The organism is Alteromonas sp. 14N.309.X.WAT.G.H12, assembly GCF_036697315.1.
Taxonomy (GTDB): domain Bacteria; phylum Pseudomonadota; class Gammaproteobacteria; order Enterobacterales; family Alteromonadaceae; genus Alteromonas.
The window spans coordinates 15,917-32,743 of the sequence record NZ_JBAHZB010000037.1 but is presented as its reverse complement, the minus strand read 5'-3'; the positions used below and the strand labels follow the sequence as shown (position 1 = coordinate 32,743).

At 42.2% G+C, this 16,827-nt stretch carries 14 protein-coding genes and 1 pseudogene; 12 read left to right on the top strand and 3 right to left on the bottom strand.

What is annotated here, in order from left to right:
* Positions 1 to 165 precede the first annotated feature (165 nt).
* The 3 genes and pseudogenes from V5298_RS11290 to V5298_RS21045 form a co-directional block, all read right to left on the bottom strand.
* Positions 166 to 648, bottom strand: a complete 483-nt coding sequence (locus V5298_RS11290) for a hypothetical protein (RefSeq protein WP_057790905.1) — start codon at positions 646 to 648, stop codon at positions 166 to 168.
* A gap of 711 nt (positions 649 to 1,359) precedes the next feature.
* Positions 1,360 to 1,722, bottom strand: coding sequence for a hypothetical protein (locus V5298_RS11285; RefSeq protein WP_332931557.1), 363 nt, complete (start codon positions 1,720 to 1,722; stop codon positions 1,360 to 1,362).
* A pseudogene (locus V5298_RS21045) lies at positions 1,703 to 2,707 on the bottom strand (type I restriction enzyme endonuclease domain-containing protein); the annotation flags it as partial. The pseudogene V5298_RS21045 and the gene V5298_RS11285, both read right to left, overlap by 20 nt.
* A gap of 242 nt (positions 2,708 to 2,949) precedes the next feature.
* Here V5298_RS21045 and V5298_RS11270 point away from each other — a divergent pair.
* The 12 genes from V5298_RS11270 to V5298_RS11215 form a co-directional block, all read left to right on the top strand.
* Positions 2,950 to 3,258 (top strand): hypothetical protein, encoded by a 309-nt coding sequence (locus V5298_RS11270; RefSeq protein ID WP_332931555.1) that lies wholly within the window; start codon positions 2,950 to 2,952, stop codon positions 3,256 to 3,258.
* The gene (locus V5298_RS11265; RefSeq protein WP_332931554.1) at positions 3,255 to 4,169 is read left to right on the top strand and encodes a WYL domain-containing protein; all 915 of its coding nucleotides are present in this window, start codon (positions 3,255 to 3,257) and stop codon (positions 4,167 to 4,169) included. The genes V5298_RS11270 and V5298_RS11265 overlap by 4 nt, the downstream gene beginning before the upstream one ends.
* Before the next feature lie 69 nt (positions 4,170 to 4,238).
* Complete coding sequence (locus tag V5298_RS11260) at positions 4,239 to 5,819, top strand: type I restriction-modification system subunit M (protein WP_332931553.1); 1,581 nt, start codon at positions 4,239 to 4,241, stop codon at positions 5,817 to 5,819.
* Positions 5,816 to 7,054 carry a restriction endonuclease subunit S gene (locus tag V5298_RS11255; RefSeq protein WP_332931552.1) on the top strand — a complete coding sequence of 413 codons (1,239 nt, stop codon included), beginning with the start codon at positions 5,816 to 5,818 and terminating at the stop codon, positions 7,052 to 7,054. The genes V5298_RS11260 and V5298_RS11255 overlap by 4 nt, the downstream gene beginning before the upstream one ends.
* Entirely contained in the window at positions 7,054 to 8,196 is a 1,143-nt protein-coding gene (locus V5298_RS11250; RefSeq protein WP_332931551.1) for an AAA family ATPase, read from the top strand. Before V5298_RS11255 ends, V5298_RS11250 begins: the two co-directional genes overlap by 1 nt.
* Positions 8,189 to 9,226: a virulence RhuM family protein gene (locus V5298_RS11245; protein WP_332931550.1), complete on the top strand. Its 1,038-nt coding sequence runs from the start codon at positions 8,189 to 8,191 to the stop codon at positions 9,224 to 9,226. Before V5298_RS11250 ends, V5298_RS11245 begins: the two co-directional genes overlap by 8 nt.
* Positions 9,226 to 12,339 (top strand): type I restriction endonuclease subunit R, encoded by a 3,114-nt coding sequence (locus V5298_RS11240; protein WP_332931549.1) that lies wholly within the window; start codon positions 9,226 to 9,228, stop codon positions 12,337 to 12,339. The genes V5298_RS11245 and V5298_RS11240 overlap by 1 nt, the downstream gene beginning before the upstream one ends.
* On the top strand, positions 12,326 to 13,462 hold the full coding sequence (locus V5298_RS11235; RefSeq protein WP_332931548.1) for an ATP-binding protein: 1,137 nt from the start codon (positions 12,326 to 12,328) through the stop codon (positions 13,460 to 13,462). Before V5298_RS11240 ends, V5298_RS11235 begins: the two co-directional genes overlap by 14 nt.
* A gap of 22 nt (positions 13,463 to 13,484) precedes the next feature.
* A complete protein-coding gene (locus V5298_RS11230; RefSeq protein WP_000811851.1) occupies positions 13,485 to 14,036 on the top strand; it encodes a MarR family transcriptional regulator in 552 nt (183 codons plus the stop codon).
* Between the two features lie 304 nt (positions 14,037 to 14,340).
* Positions 14,341 to 14,709 carry a metal-dependent hydrolase gene (locus V5298_RS11225; RefSeq protein WP_332931547.1) on the top strand — a complete coding sequence of 123 codons (369 nt, stop codon included), beginning with the start codon at positions 14,341 to 14,343 and terminating at the stop codon, positions 14,707 to 14,709.
* Between the two features lie 9 nt (positions 14,710 to 14,718).
* A complete protein-coding gene (locus V5298_RS11220) occupies positions 14,719 to 15,873 on the top strand; it encodes an SAVED domain-containing protein (RefSeq protein ID WP_332931546.1) in 1,155 nt (384 codons plus the stop codon).
* The coding region (locus V5298_RS11215; protein ID WP_332931545.1) for a nucleotidyltransferase at positions 15,866 to 16,827 on the top strand (962 nt) is incomplete at its 3' end. The genes V5298_RS11220 and V5298_RS11215, both read left to right, overlap by 8 nt.

The window sequence follows — 16,827 nt, the reverse complement described above, 5'->3', positions numbered from 1 at the left end:
CTTTTACTGAGGTTAATATGTCCTTGCAACTGTAGACCTATAATATTTTGATCGATGTAAACTAATGGGATACTCATAAAACTCCGAGAAGACTAACGCCGAAAACTGAGGTCGGCAAAAGTGCACAGCGTTATGCCGGTCCACGCGATCGACCGCTGTGCCTTATTAAAAGTTACTGCCAAGTAGCGCCCAGTTTTTGGAAAAGTATGTTTCTATTCCTTTTCCCGGATTATACTTAGGATATAGCTTTTCGAACTCAATTCTAGCTGCCTCATACGATGTGTCTGGAATTACAGAAACTCCCTTTGCCAAGAATAGCAAGGCTAGTGAAGGGGCCCTTGACTCACCTTGATTGCAGTGAATTAATAGTTTCTTTCCTTGCCCCCAATGCTTATCTGAGAATTCTAAAAATGCTGTAAACAAAGGAGGCATAAACAACGGGACAGGAGGGTCGATAATATTGAGAAATAGGTCATTTTCTTTCTCAAGCACCAAATAGTTCGGGTGTGTATTTGCCAACTTTCCCCGATATCCCACAGCATGCTGATGACATGGGCTTTTGCAAGCATGTACTACAGCAAGATTACTATTGCCATTGGTGCATGACTGGTCGTTTGTGACGATTACTCTTTCATGTATTTCTAGCACACAGAACCTCCTTGTAACTTTTAACAGTTTATTACTGAAACTTCATAGTAGCACCCGTTTCCACTGAAAAACTATATTCTGTGGTTTTATAGGAAGGAGCCAACGTCTGCAATACGTACATATGCGACTGTCAGATTTGCTTGAGTCCTATTAATCGAATCAGATAGATCAAAGTTAAGACTTATTCATATGATGTCATAGGCCATCAGCCGTTGCACTACAATGATCAGGGACACTTACACCATTTTGTTCTGCTTTAAGATCGCTAGGATCTGACTGTCGCTATATCTCGATTTACTTATAGAAAACTCCTTCGTTTTAGTTTAACGGAAATTTCTACTTAGAACTGCTCCGATTTTCTGGGGGGATTACACTGAATTTACTGGCCTTTCTCTTGACCCTTTGTGTATGGCCAAACATAAATATACTCACCCACACTTATTAATTTGTCATCCAGCATTCGCGCAGAAAAAGCCATAGGAATACCACTAACAATTCCGTCGAGCTTAACAAGAAATATATATTTATGGCCATGCCAACGTCTGTGCTACGTCCAGAAGAAGAATTTATCTCCGCCCTACTTACTCCCAGAGATGCTGACAGCTTTCTTGCGGATTAGTTATACGCATCGCCCTCAGTCCTAGGGCTGAGGACGTGATAATCTAAAAGCTATTTCCAAAACCGCTTAAAATTTTAAGAACCGTTTGATATTCAAGCCGACTCTTTGAAGTAGGATAATTCCTCAAATTCAAAAACCCAGTCAGGCACATCGTCATTGGGCTCTAAAATAGAGTCTGTCAGCAACCCATTGTAATAATTAAGAATTGCTCTTTCTGGGTCGTTTTTCAAATCATCAGAAAGTCTGTTATACGTGCTCTGCGCAACTTCAGTTTGAATGTGATGCAATACATCATTTAAACACGTCGCATTATACTTTTTACCAAATGGATCGGCCTCCAAAACTAGCTCAAAATCTTCGAGAATTTGGAAGTCTTCTGACTGTTCAATACCCCTCAACGATTCTTGAAGAGATTCGATCCATGATTCAGCCTCAGCGCTGTATTGTCGATTCATGGATTAATGCTCGATAAAAAACGATCTCATCTGTGTCCAAGTCAGAGTTAGCGGCAAGTTCCTTGTCTTCGGTCATTTCTTTGGCCATCTTTATGAGTTCTTCTATAACTTGAGCTGTTTCAATGGCGCAGTTGTGATATTTGCGCAGTGTTTCTTGTATGCGATCTGAGTACTTCTGTTCGGAAACTACATCGGTCTTCATACGCGCTTTAACTTCGTCTCGTAGAAGGCCTTCTTACAAATCGACGGCTAAATTCTTTTCTTTAAGGTTGGCGACGTCTTCCGTAAATTCTGGGGATAATAAGCCAATATTGGCTTTGTCTAAACCAACTAAGTTAAATATATCGTCGACACCATCTGCAATAATTGCGTTGTCTATTATTTGCTTAATCGCTGAATTCTTTTCTTCGTCAGTTCGACGCTTATCGACGGTGGTAAATTCACTAATCGCGTTCTTCACCACACCCAGAAAGACTATTTCCTTCTTGTATGGTTCTACCTCATCCATAGTGCCGCAAAGTGTGTAGACTTTGCTGATCGCCGCCATTACGTCGAGATAACGCTTCTTGCCATCCAGTTCACCGTTTTGGCCTTTTAAACCTAAAATATGATTCATTGCGCCGGGTAAAGCTGCAATGCATCGTGTTCGTAGCCGCTGTAGTCGAAACCGGAACCATTAGAGCTCGGTGAAGAGAACATGCTTCTAACCACATCTATTTTTTCCAGCAAAATAGCGTAAACTTCGTGAGTATAGTGCGTTGGCTTACCTTTACCATTTAAACCAGTATAGGTTTTTAGGGCTTGTTTCAATTCATTAGCAATACCGATGTAGTCCGCTACCATACCACCGGGTTTATCTTTAAACACTCGGTTAACCCGCGCAATCGCTTGCATGAGGTTATGTCCTTTCATCGTCTTATCAATACATGGTGTGACAATTTGGCGCATCAAACCCCGTTAGCCACATGTTACGCACAATCACCACTATGGTTGTCACTGGTTCGGGTAGCACATTGCTCACGGCTAACATCAATAGCATAGAACAAGGTCTTCACCGATATCTGAGCGACAAATGCAAGCAAGATCAGAAAGTTGCCGCTTAGTCTTCCCTACAAAATAATTTGTGATAGGATGACACCTAATAAATTTAGTTAGGTTGTGTGATTCAAATTATTTTCTTGCTGTGAGCAACCACACAAAGTGGAGTTTGTTTCTAGAGAGTGCCATATGAATACATCAAAGGAGCTTTTATCAAAGCTCACTATTTTAGAAGTGCTGATCCAAATTGTTAGCAATGAAAATGCAACCAAAACAGAGAAGTATCATGCATATTCGGGTGTATTCGCTTTGCTGCGGGAAATTGACGAAACAACTAATGCTCCTTGTTTTAGCGAGCATAGTCGAGATCTCAAAAGTGCTTTATTAAAGAAGCTTGGACTAGGGACAGATAGCCAAGGCTTGCATGATCCGGCAGCTTATCACAGAAAGCTCAAGTCTCCACAATGCTTAGTTGTTGAATATATGAAGGTTGCATGAAGCTGAATAAACATGATCTGTCTGGAAGCAAGCCTAGAACGCTTTTAGAAGAACTACCTCAAGCTAGCCGTGATCGTATTGCGCATATCGACTTTACCCTGTTATTCAAGGGAGAAGCGGTACGCGCTGATTTGGTTGAGCGTTTCAGTATAGCGCCAACACAAGCAACGAAAGACTTCACAATGTACCGAGAGCTTGCACCAGGCAATATTGAATATGACCAAAAGCTCAAATTGCATAAGCGCGGTGAAGCTTTTGAGCCCTTGTTCGACTATGACGTTGTGAGAACACTGGCGACGATTAGCCAAGGATACGGAGATGGCTTCACTGGAAAGGTAAAACCACCTCTTGCGTGTGAAGCGCCTTATCACCTTAACAAACCGAATCTATCGATAGTGGCGAAAGTCACCGAGGCCATCCACAAAGGCAAAGCCTTGAGTATCACCTATGTGTCGTTATCGAGTGGTGAAACAGCGCGTGAAATTGTACCGCATACGCTGGTGGACAATGGCCTGCGTTGGCACGTTCGTGGTTTTGACCGCAAGCATAGTGAATTTCGTGACTTTGTCCTGACCCGAATTAAAGCAGCGGTTGTGCTTGAAGACTCTACGTTATCTGAGGCTGAACTTGAAGCACAAGACCGACAATGGAACAGATTTGTTGAGTTAGAGTTAGTGCCACACCCACGCATAGAGCACAGCGAAGCGATTGAACTGGATTATGGCATGACGGGTGGCGTTCTAAAGGTTGAGATTAGGGCTGCAACCGCTGGGTATTTGCTACGCCAATGGCATGTGGATTGCTCCAAAGCACACAGCCTTCGAGGCACTGAATACCAACTTTGGTTAAAGAATACTCCGACACTCTACGGGGTCGGAAATTTGAATTTAGCTCCAGGGTTTAACGAATGATGTTCGACGACAGTGAACATTGCGTAACCCATAAACGAATTATGACGAATTAAAATCAGGAATTAACAGATGACAAGTTTACAACAACGTGCCGAACTTCAACGCCAAATATGGGCGATTGCCAACGATGTAAGAGGCTCAGTGGATGGCTGGGATTTTAAGCAATATGTACTGGGTACGCTGTTTTACCGTTTTATCAGTGAGAACTTTGAACTTTACATCACAGGCGGTGATGAGAGCGTTAATTATGCTGCCATGTCTGACGATGACGAAAACATCAAGTTTGCCAAAGAAGATGCCATTAAAACCAAGGGCTATTTTCTTTTCCCTAGCCAGTTGTTTAGCAATGTGGCGGCCAATGCACATAAGAACGAAAATTTAAATACGGATTTGGCAGCAATTTTTGCTGCAATCGAAAACTCAGCCAATGGCTATGATTCAGAAAAAGACATCAAAGGCTTGTTTGCAGATTTTGATACCACCAGTAATCGTCTGGGTAATACGGTAGAGGCAAAAAACAAACGCCTTGCTGCTGTGTTAAAAGGCGTGGCAGGTTTAACCTTCGGTAACTTCGAAGACAATCAAATTGATTTATTCGGTGATGCCTACGAGTTCCTGATTTCAAACTATGCCGCCAATGCGGGTAAATCCGGTGGTGAATTTTTCACCCCTCAGCACGTATCAAAATTGATCGCGCAGCTCGCCATGCACGGCCAAACCAGTGTCAATAAAATCTATGACCCTGCGGCGGGCTCCGGCTCGTTGCTGTTACAAGCTAAAAAGCACTTCGATGCGCATATCATTGAAGATGGTTTTTTTGGTCAAGAGCTCAACCACACCACCTACAACTTGGCGCGTATGAACATGTTTTTGCACAACATTAACTACGACAAGTTTAATATTCAGTTGGGCGATACCTTAACCGAACCGCACTTTTTAGATGACAAACCGTTTGATGCGATTGTCTCTAACCCGCCTTATTCAGTGAAATGGATTGGTAGCGACGACCCAACCTTAATTAACGATGACCGTTTCGCGCCCGCAGGTGTGCTTGCACCGAAATCAAAAGCCGACTTTGCCTTTGTGCTCCATGCCCTAAGTTACCTATCAAGCAAAGGCCGCGCTGCCATTGTTTGTTTCCCCGGTATTTTTTACCGTGGTGGTGCTGAGCAAAAAATTCGCCAATACCTAGTAGATAACAACTACGTTGAAACTGTGATTTCACTGGCACCTAACCTGTTCTTTGGCACCACCATTGCGGTGAATATCTTGGTGCTGTCTAAACACAAAACCGACACTACCACCCAGTTTATAGATGCCAGTGGCGAGGCTTACTTTAAAAAGGAAACCAATACCAACGTTATCACCAATCAGCACATCGAAGACATCATGAAAGTGTTTGCCAGCAAAGAGGACGTGGATCACTTTGCCAAATCCGTTGATTTAGATGTCATCGCAGGCAACAGCTACAACCTTTCGGTAAGCAGTTATGTGGAGGCCAAAGATACTCGCGAAGTAATAGATATTACAGAGCTTAATGCCGAACTTAAAACCACCGTTGCTAAAATTGATGCGCTTCGCAGTGATATTGATGCCATTATTTTGGAAATAGAAGGGGCGGAAATTGAAGGTGAGGAGCTTGAAGCATGAGTCATTTGAACTATTTAGAGAAGCTATTAGAAGGCGTGGGTACTGAATGGCAAGCTTTAGGTGATTTAGTAACATTACGCCGAGGGAGAGTTATGTCAAAAGGGTTCCTGTCTGAAAATACAGGAATATTCCCTGTTTATAGCTCTCAAACAGCAAATGATGGAATGATTGGCTCAATCGATACTTACGATTTTGATGGTGAATATATTAGTTGGACCACCGATGGCGCTAATGCGGGCACTATATTTTATCGTAAAGGGAAATTTTCAATTACAAATGTTTGTGGTCTCATGAAGATCATAGATGAAAACCTTTTAAACTATAAGTACTTGTATTATTGGTTGACAACTGAAGCTAAAAAGTACGTTTACTCAGGTATGGGTAATCCGAAGCTAATGAGTCATCAGGTTGAAAAAATTTCAGTCCCCATCCCATGCCCAGATAACCCAGAAAAATCGCTGGCAATACAAGCTGAAATTGTGCGTATTCTGGACTCATTTACCGCCATGACCGCCGAGCTGACCGCCGAGCTTAACCTACGCAAAAAACAATACAACTACTACCGCGACCAGTTGCTAAGTTTTGAAGAGGGTGAGGTTGAGTGGAAGACGTTGGGTGAGATCGGAACTTGGTACGGTGGCGGCACTCCATCTAAAAACAACAGCGAATTTTGGGAAAATGGAACTATTCCATGGGTATCGCCCAAAGATATGGGCAATCCCATAGTTGACTCTTCAGAGGACTACATAACTGAGGATGCTATTAAAAATTCTTCGACAAAGCTAGTGCCTCCAAACTCCATTGCACTGGTTGTTCGCTCAAGTATTTTGGATAAAAAACTACCAAGTGCTCTAATTCCCGTGCCAGTTACTCTCAATCAGGATATGAAAGCCGTAATACCTCATAACTCGATTCTATCTAGTTACATCGCCCATATGATTAGCTCACGAGGCAACGATATTCTTCGCACAGCTAAGAAAACTGGTGGATCAGTGGCATCTATTGATAGTAAGAAGCTATTTTCTTTCCTGATTCCAATTCCTAATCTTGATGAACAGCAGCGTATCGTATCAATTCTTGATAAATTCGATACATTAGCTAATTCCATCCAAGAAGGCCTCCCCCGCGAAATCGAGTTACGCCAAAAGCAATACGAGTATTATCGTGATCTGTTGTTGAGCTTCCCCGCCAGTCCAGCAGGCGAGCCTAAATCTCATTCAGATGAGGCCGCTTAATGAGTAAAACGCTAACGGAAATAGCAGAGTTGTTGCAAGCGTCCGACAAAAAGGTGCAGTTGATCTATGCCTTTAACGGCACAGGTAAAACACGTTTGTCTCGTGAGTTTAGGAAGCTAATCGATCCTAAGAGCGAAGCTGAGGCGGAAGATCCTGCAGATTTTTCAAATTCAAAAGTTTTATATTACAACGCATTCACTGAAGATTTGTTCTATTGGGATAACGATTTAGATGAGGATAAAGAACGTCAGCTCAATATTCAGCCCAATTCATTTACGAATAGGCTGTTAAACTTTCTTCAAAGTCAAGGTTTGGATGGTCAGATTGTCCATCGGTTTCAACAGTATTCAAACCCAAACATTACGCCGTATTTTAATGACGATTTTTCTAAAGTATCGTTTTCGTTAGAAAGAGGTGGGGACGATAGCTTAAGTAAGATAAAAATTTCTAAAGGAGAAGAAAGTTGTTTTATTTGGAGTGTTTTTTATGCTCTTTTAGAGCAGGTAATACTTATCCGAAATGTGGTTGAAGAAGGTGAGCGAGAGACAAATCAGTTTAATGAAATTCAATATGTCTATATTGATGACCCCGTGAGCTCTTTAGATGAAAATCATTTAATGCAGCTTGCTGTTGATTTAGCTTCTTTAATAAAGAAGAGTCCGCTTTCGATTAAGTTTATTATTTCAACACATGACACGACGTTTTATAACTTTCTTTATAATGAACTGAATTCAAAAGAATGTTCTTTGTTAGAGAAACTAGAAGATCAAAGTTATTCATTAGTTAAAAAGAATGGTGATTCAAATACGAGCTTTTTCTATCATTTAGAGCTTAAAAGGCAGCTTGAACAGGCAATTGAGAATGGAAATATTGATAGGCAACATTTTATATTCATCCGTAACCTTTACGAAAAAACAGCTAGTTTTTTAGGCTACCCAAAGTGGTCAATGTTATTACCTGGAACAAATGAAAAAAACAGAACGGCATACTTAAACAGAATTATCCAATTTTCTAGTCATAATACGCTGGCAAACATGCAACCTTCTCAACTAAGACCTGAAGAAAAGCGGATGGTTAAACTTCTTTTGGATAATTTAGTTGATAATTACAGTTACTGGAAGCAGGAGGTAGAAAATGCCTAACCTCAGCCTACAAGACCAAACCTCTGAATTTTTACTTTATACCGCGCCCAATGGTGACGTTAAAGTAGAAGTGCTACTCAGCGGCGAAACCATTTGGCTAACTCAAAAACGCATTGCTGAATTATTTGGTGTGGGTGTGCCGGCTATTTCTAAACATCTAGATAATATTTACGATTCTGGCGAACTGCAACGGGAAGCAACTCTTTCCATTTTGGAAACAGTTCAACAAGAAGGTAAACGTGAAGTTAAACGCAAACTAGAGTACTACAATCTGGATGCGGTGATTTCCGTGGGATATCGGGTTAACTCAGCGCAAGCCACACAATTTCGTATTTGGGCAACACAGCTGATTAAAGACTACATCATCAAAGGTTTTGCCATGGATGATGAGCGCCTTAAAAACGGACGCTTTTTCGGTAAAGATTATTTTAAAGAGTTGCTGGAGCGCGTTCGCTCCATTCGCGCCAGTGAGCGACGTATTTATCAGAAAATTACTGATATTTTTGCTGAATGCAGCCTTGATTACGACCCTAAATCAGAAACCACCCGTTTGTTTTATGCTCACGTACAAGACAAGTTTCACTTTGCTATTACCGGCCATACATCCTCTGAAATTATTGCCCTTAAAGCTGATGCTAATAAGCCACTCATGGGCATGAGCACGTATAAAAATGCACCAGAGGGCCGAGTGCTTAAATCAGACACCACAGTGGCTAAAAATTACCTGAGTGAAGACGAAATCAAAAAACTAGAGCGCACTATCTCGGCATTTTTTGATTATATTGAAGGCATTATCGAACGCCGAAATACTTTTACTATGGAAGCCTTCGCAGAAAGCGTGAATAAATTTTTGGCGTTTAATGAATACCAAATATTAGAAGGCTATGGCAGTGTTTCGCGCAAGGCGGCTGAACAAAAAGCCCATGCTGAATACGAGCAATTTAATCAACAACAAAAAATAGAATCAGACTTTGACCGCGAAGTTAAAAAGCTGCTTGGTAAAGATAGCAAGAAAAAGGATGTAGATTAGTGACGACGTATAAAACAGTTGCAGAATCCAATAACTTTATTGTTTTAGATAAATACACTAAAGAATGGCAAGTTAATGAAAACTATCAAAGCGAAGCTGATTTAGAACGTGAGCTTATTGAAGATCTAAGCAACCAAGGCTATGAATACCTACCCGCCTTAACCACGCCAGATGCCATGATGGCGAATGTGCGCAAGCAGCTACAAGCCCTGAATAAAGTTGAGTTTACCGATGCCGAGTGGGCTCGATTTTGCGAGCAATACTTGAACTCACCAAGCGACAATATTCTCGACAAAACCCGCAAGGTGCACAGTGACTATATCTTCGATTTTATCTTTGATGATGGCCATATAGAAAACATCTACCTGTTCGACAAGAAGACCATTGCTCGCAACAAAGTGCAGGTCATTAAGCAGTTTGAGCAAACGGGAAGCCATGCCAACCGTTACGATGTGACGATTTTGGTCAATGGTTTGCCTTTGGTGCAAATTGAACTGAAAAAGCGTGGTGTGGCGATCCGTGAGGCGTTTAATCAAATACATCGCTACAGCAAAGAAAGCTTTAATGCAGAGAACTCCTTGTACAAGTTCTTGCAGCTGTTTGTGATCTCTAATGGCACCGACACGCGCTATTTTGCCAATACAACGAAGCGAGACAAAAACAGCTTCGACTTCACGATGAATTGGGCCAAGTCAGACAATACGCTAATTAAAGATTTGAAAGACTTTACCGCCACTTTTTTCCAGAAAGAGACATTGCTTGAAGTGATCTTGCGTTACTCGGTGTTTGATGTCAGCAATACTTTGCTTGTGATGCGTCCCTACCAGATTGCCGCTACAGAGCGCATTTTATGGAAGATAAAGGGTGCGTTTAACGCAAAGAACTGGAGCAACACCGAGAGCGGCGGGTATATTTGGCACACCACTGGTTCAGGTAAAACTCTCACTAGCTTTAAAGCGGCACGTTTGGCCACCGATTTAGACTTTATAGAGAAAGTCTTTTTTGTGGTGGACAGAAAAGACCTCGACTATCAGACCATGAGAGAATATCAGCGGTTCTCGCCTGATAGTGTGAACGGTTCAGACAGTACCGCAGGGCTTAAGAGTAACCTGGATAAAGACGATAACAAGATTGTCGTTACCACTATCCAAAAGCTCAACAACTTAATCAAAAGCGAAAGCGATTTAGCTATCTACAACAAGCAAGTGGTGTTTATTTTTGATGAGTGTCATCGAAGCCAGTTCGGTGAAGCGCAGAAAAACCTGCAGAAGAAATTCAAAAAGTACTACCAGTTTGGCTTTACCGGTACGCCAATTTTCCCTGAAAACGCCTTGGGTGCTGAAACCACGGGCAGCGTGTTTGGCCAGCAGTTGCACACCTATGTGATCACCGATGCCATTCGTGATGAAAAAGTACTCAAGTTCAAAGTGGACTATAACGATGTTCGTCCGCAATTTAAGAGCATTGAGACTGAGCAGGATGAAAAGAAGCTCAGTGCCGCAGAGAACAAGAAAGCGTTCTTACACCCGATGCGCATTCGTGAAATATCCCTGTATATTCTGAGCCATTTTAACCAGAAAACCCATCGCGCTTATTCCGGTGCGAAAGGGTTTAACGCCATGTTTGCGGTCAGTAGTGTTGATGCGGCGAAAGCGTACTATGAAACCTTCAAGACATTGCAGGCCGAGGCTGAGAATGGACCCACAAGTAAGCCTCTGCGCATTGCGACTATCTTCTCATTTGCAGCCAATGAAGAGCAGGACGCCATTGGTGATATTTTAGATGAGAGCTTTGAAGTCAATGCGATGAACAGCAGTGCAAAAGAGTTTTTGAGCGCCGCGATAAACGATTACAACGCCCTATTTAAATCTAACTATGGCGTGGACAGTAATGGCTTTCAGAATTACTACCGCGACCTTGCCCAGCGAGTTAAGAACCAAGAAATAGACTTGCTTATAGTGGTTGGTATGTTTTTAACGGGCTTTGATGCGCCCACGCTTAATACCTTGTTTGTTGATAAGAATTTGCGTTATCACGGCTTGATGCAGGCGTTTTCTCGAACTAACCGCATTTATGATGCGACGAAAACCTTTGGCAATATTGTTACCTTCAGGGACTTAGAGCAGGCAACCATTGATGCCATCACCTTGTTTGGTGACAAAAACACCAAAAACGTGGTGTTGGAGAAGAGCTACAAAGAATATATGGAAGGCTTTAACGATATTGCTACTGGCCAAGCGCGTCGAGGTTTTGTTGATATCGTAAAAGAGCTGCAAGAACGCTTTCCAAACCCAGAAAATATTGAAAAAGAACAAGATAAAAAGGAATTTGCCAAGCTGTTTGGTGAATACCTAAAAGCAGAAAATATTTTACAAAACTACGATGAGTTTGCTGGATTAAAAGCACTGCAAAGCTTAGATACCAGTGATGAACAAGCTGTTGAAGAGTTCAAATCAAAGTACTATCTGGACGATGCTGACATCGAGGCAATGCAAACCATCGATATGCCAAGCGATCGTGCTATTCAAGATTATCGCTCTACCTACAACGATACCCGTGACTGGTTACGCCGCGATAAAGAAGGTCAGAATAAAGATAAGTCAACGGTAGACTGGGACGATGTGGTCTTTGAAATTGATTTGCTTAAATCCCAAGAAATAAACCTCGATTACATTCTTGAACTGATTTTTGATCACAATAAGAAGAACAAGAGTAAAGAGGGTTTGATTGAAGAAGTTCGCCGTATGATCCGCGGTAGCCTTGGCAATAGAGCGAAAGAGAGCTTAGTGGTTGATTTTATTAACCAGACAAACCTAGATGAGATCAATGATAAAGCTAGCATTATCGACGCTTTCTTCAAGTTCGCCCAGGCGGAGCAGAAGCGCGAAGCCGATGCCATTATTGCCTCTGAAAAGCTCAATATCGATGCTGCCAAACGCTATATTGCGTCATCTCTCAAACGTGAGTACGCCTCTGAAAATGGCACGGCGCTGAATGAGGCGCTGCCCAAACTTAGCCCATTGAACCCACAGTACCGAACCCAGAAGCAAACGGTTTTTCAGAAAATTGCTGCATTTGTTGAAAAATTCAAAGGTGTGGGTGGGCAGATATAGAAGGCGTTTTAGGGAAGATAATAATGGAGGACGCGGTTTGCTAAAAGCTATATCAGACTTGTTGCACCATTCACCAGGCCTGAAAGGACGTCAAATTGCCAAGGAGCTGGGGCTGGATAAGTCTCAAGTGAACTCGTTTCTTCACAAAAACCAGGATACGTTTGTGAAAAACTCAAGTCATGAATGGTGCCTGATACGGGCTCAGCATGTGGAAATTGATTTCGCTACAGGTTGGATTAATGATAAAGCCTTTGAGAGTGCTATCGGTAAGCTTGCGTATCAAAAAGATGCAACAAAGGTAACATTTAGATTCGGCATCGATTGTAAGTTTTTGCTGATAGCATTAGCCCGTTTTCTTGCTCTCACGAATCAGCTCACTGCTATTAGGAAGGATGTGGTGATAGATACTACAGCATGTCCTAATACACACAGTTTTTTTAGCAGAAATGGCTTCTTTGATTATCTTAATCAAAGTGTAACTTGTTTCCCTGAGAGGCCCGCGATGTCAGCTGCTAAAACTTATCGGGATAATAGCGATACCTTGGTCGAACTAGGAGAAATTGCACAGCCAACCCAAAACAAAGAGCTTGTAATTCGTTTGGGCGACAGATTTGTAGAGCATTCTTCAGCCAGCTATTTCTTAGCGGCTAAGACTGTTTTTTCAGAGCTTGTAGGTAACGTTACTGATCACAGTGAATCCAAAATACCTGGACTAGCAGGTCTGCAAGTGTATCGACCGTATAATAAACCAAAGCATATTCAAACGGTCATATCCGACTCTGGTTTAGGTATTGCCGCTACCTTGAGAACAACGTTACAAAGTGAACATCCGAAGTTATACGCACAGTTTTCAGCGGAAACTGTTGAGAATGATATTGCGCTCGTTCAAGAAGCATTTACATCTGGTGAGGTTAGTCGCTTTGGTAAAGGCCGTGGGCTAGGCTTTAAGAGTAGTCGAGAGCATGCTAGCAAAGAGAAAGTTATCATTGTTATTAGGCAGCGAACTTTCTCATTGGCTTTGGAATACTCGAAGGGTCAACTCATAAATATTTCTGAAGATCGGGGGTTGGTTCCTATCACAGGAACCCATATCTGTTTTGACTTCTATGTTGACAACTTCTGATAAATAGTGTCAACTTAAGCAGATGAAACAGTTAACTCATAAAATTCTTCTTTCAGAAGTCGTAGGTTCTGACCATGCCTTTGGTAACGATGAAGGTAGTGAAGCCTATGTGAAGATTAAAAAGATCGTTGATGGTCACCCATCATGCGATATTTTTGCTATTAGCTTGGAAGGGATTCGATTCACTGATGCTTCATTTCCTCGTGAAAGTGTAATCTCGTTGGCTAAAGCATTGAAAGGAGAAAAAGGGTTTTACCTTTCTAATGTACCGAGTCGTGACCTACTGGACAATTGGTCTTATGGCGCTACAGCCAAAGATCAGCCTCTTCTAGTCAAGAGCGATAGCGGTTACGAAGTGCTCGGTGTGAAACTTAGTGCGACTGTCAAAGAGCTTCTAGATTTTGTTATTGCAAAAAAGACAGTGACTTCGTCACATGTATCTAAGCACTTTGACATTTCAGCACAGAATGCCAGTGGTCGATTGAAGAAGCTTCATGCTACCGGTCTTGTGTTAGGTCAAAAAGAAGTGGCAGAGTCAGGTGGACTGGAATTTGTCTACCGATCAATTGTGTAGTTTTTTTTGATTTTCTGGTTAATCTGCTTGCGTTAATCAGAATTGAAGTTTATTATTTGATCAGATCCTTTGGATCTTTTTTATTGATATCTGATAAATGTGATTAAGTTAAGCAGAACAGGAGGCTTTATGGCTACAAATCCCCCATCAGGTGACGGACACAGAAACGGTGCCGTTAAAGGTAGATCTCAGACTCAGACGCCAAGCGGACATTGGGTAAAGCGAGATGCTGATACTGGTCGATTCATGGATGTAAAGACATCCGACAAAACACCTTTTAAAGGTGTCAGGAAGGAGAAATAGTTTGGCTAATGGTAAAACCCATTTGGTCGTCGGGGCTGTGGTTGGTTTAACCGTTGCCCTGGCGGACAACAAAAAACAAGCTGTCAGTCACCATCCTGTAACTGCCATTACGGTTGGCTCTCTATTTGGCAAGCTTCCAGATATTTTGGAACCCTCTTTGGGTAACCCTCACCATCGCCAGTTTTGCCACAGTCTATTGGTGTTAACTGCACTAGGTGTTGGTCTCAAACATTTGTATGAGTGGCAACCAGAAGAGGAAATTGATAAGTGCCTTCGCGGGCTGGGACTAATTGCCGGATGTGCTTATGTCAGCCATTTGCTCTGTGATGCGACAACACCGCGTTCACTTCCTTTAATTGGCAAACTATAGGAGTTTTGAATGGTCGCTAAAGTCACAAGACCCATAGACCGTAAAGTTGAACGAGAACTTTGGGCTCGTGCCGCTGCTCGTTGTCAGTTTAGCGGGTGTAATAAATTGCTATACAAATCAGCGGTGACTCAGGAGTCGGTCAATGCCTCTCAAAATGCTCATATTTACGCATTTTCTGAGAATGGGCCTCGTGGTTGGGGACCCTTTAAAACTAAGCCAACCAGTTTGAATGACGTCAGCAACCTCATGTTGTTGTGCTATGACTGTCACAAAAAAATTGACCAGAATGGCAGCGAAGATAGGTATCCAGCCGACCTCTTGATTAGTTGGAAAATACAGCATGAGCAACGTATAGAAATCCTCACAGGCATTGCTCCTGATCGCAAATCAAATGTTGTTTTATATGGTGCCAATATTGGAACTGAAAGATCACCGATTAATTATCACGGTTGTATTGAGGCAATGTTTCCGAATTGGTATCCGGCAACTGAAAAGCCAGTGACCTTATCCATGGTATCAGAGCTGAAAGATCACTCTGAACAATATTGGCAAGCAGAGTCGCAACACCTAACGAAACGTTTTCAAAGTAAAATTTCATCGATCATCGAAGAGGATTCTTGTAAGCATTTTTCATTGTTCGCGTTAGCTCCTCAACCATTGTTAATAAAACTTGGCGCTTTGCTCACCGACAAAATTGATGTCGAGACTTATCAGCTACATCGAGAGCCTAAAGGCTGGTTTTGGCAAGACTGTTCAGATGATTTTGAGTACATCATCAACAGACCTCAAAATATGGAGGGAAAGCCAGCCCTGGTACTTTCTTTGAGTGACCATGTGTCGCATGAGCGAATTACTCGGGTTATAGGGCCAGATACATCGATTTGGGAAGTGACTATCAAGCACCCTCATAATGATTTCATGCAGTCAAAGCAGCAGCTCTCCTTGTTCAGAAAGTGCATAAGAAAACTGATTGTTGAAATCAAGAATACACACGGCGATGCGACGCCACTGCAAATTTTTCCTGTGATGCCAGTATCGTGTGCCGTCGAATTAGGGCGAGCCAGAATGCCTAAGGCTGATATGCCATGGCTTATTTATGACCACGACATAAAAACACAACAATTTGTAAAGGCAGTCGAGCTTCGAGGAGATCTCCATGAGTAAGACTAAAAGTAACGATGTTCTAAACACAATTCTGGAAAAAATTGAGCTACCAGACAGTGCTTATGAAAAGGCTGAAAAACGCTATAAGGATCTAGGTGATTGGTTACATCGCCCTGAGTCGACATGCGTGAATTTTGATCCCCACGTGTTTTCTCAAGGTTCCTTTCGTCTAGGTACAGCGATTAGGCCCGATTCAGAAGAACAGTATGACCTAGACATGGGGTGCAATCTTCGGCGTGGCCTGGATAAAACGTCTATCACTCAAAAGCAACTAAAGCACCTAGTCGGTCATGAATTAGAGCTTTATCGAAACGCCAGAGGCATTAAGGAGGAGCTAGCCGAGAAGAAACGTTGTTGGCGCTTAGAGTATGCCGATGGGCTTAGCTTTCACATGGACATAGTTCCGTGTGTGCCAGAGAGTGATACAGGAAGAGGCCTTTTGAAAAAGCGGATGGTCGAAAACTCTAAGTTTGATGAAAATTTGGCTCAAAACGTGTCTCAGCTTGCAGTTTCGATTACCGACAACACAGATTTCACTTATGCAGTTGTGAATGAAAACTGGCGTATCAGCAATCCTGAAGGATATGCTCGATGGTTTGAAACGCGCATGAAGACGGCACAGTTAGTAATAAACGAACGTGAAATGCGATTTAAAGCCAGTATAGATAGTCTGCCATATTATCAATGGAAGACACCCTTACAGCAGGTTATCCAATTATTGAAGCGTCATCGTGACACTATGTTTAAAAACAATGAGGATAGTAAGCCAATATCGGTAATCATCACTACATTGGCGGCTAAATCATATAAAGGTGAAAGTGATTTGGCTTCAGCGTTGAATACGGTGCTCTCCGAGATGGATGACCATATTTCTGCACAAGCGCCAATGATTCCGAACCCAGTCAACCCAGCCGAAGATTTTGCTGACAAGTGGTATGACGAAAAATCTGCTCA

Coding starts and splice junctions, on each gene's coding strand:
- V5298_RS11285 (WP_332931557.1), bottom strand. CDS start 1,722: ATGAATCGACAATACAGCGCTGAGGCTGAATCATGGATCGAATCTCTT.
- V5298_RS11270 (WP_332931555.1), top strand. CDS start 2,950: ATGAATACATCAAAGGAGCTTTTATCAAAGCTCACTATTTTAGAAGTG.
- V5298_RS11265 (WP_332931554.1), top strand. CDS start 3,255: ATGAAGCTGAATAAACATGATCTGTCTGGAAGCAAGCCTAGAACGCTT.
- V5298_RS11260 (WP_332931553.1), top strand. CDS start 4,239: ATGACAAGTTTACAACAACGTGCCGAACTTCAACGCCAAATATGGGCG.
- V5298_RS11255 (WP_332931552.1), top strand. CDS start 5,816: ATGAGTCATTTGAACTATTTAGAGAAGCTATTAGAAGGCGTGGGTACT.
- V5298_RS11250 (WP_332931551.1), top strand. CDS start 7,054: ATGAGTAAAACGCTAACGGAAATAGCAGAGTTGTTGCAAGCGTCCGAC.
- V5298_RS11245 (WP_332931550.1), top strand. CDS start 8,189: ATGCCTAACCTCAGCCTACAAGACCAAACCTCTGAATTTTTACTTTAT.
- V5298_RS11230 (WP_000811851.1), top strand. CDS start 13,485: ATGAAACAGTTAACTCATAAAATTCTTCTTTCAGAAGTCGTAGGTTCT.
- V5298_RS11220 (WP_332931546.1), top strand. CDS start 14,719: ATGGTCGCTAAAGTCACAAGACCCATAGACCGTAAAGTTGAACGAGAA.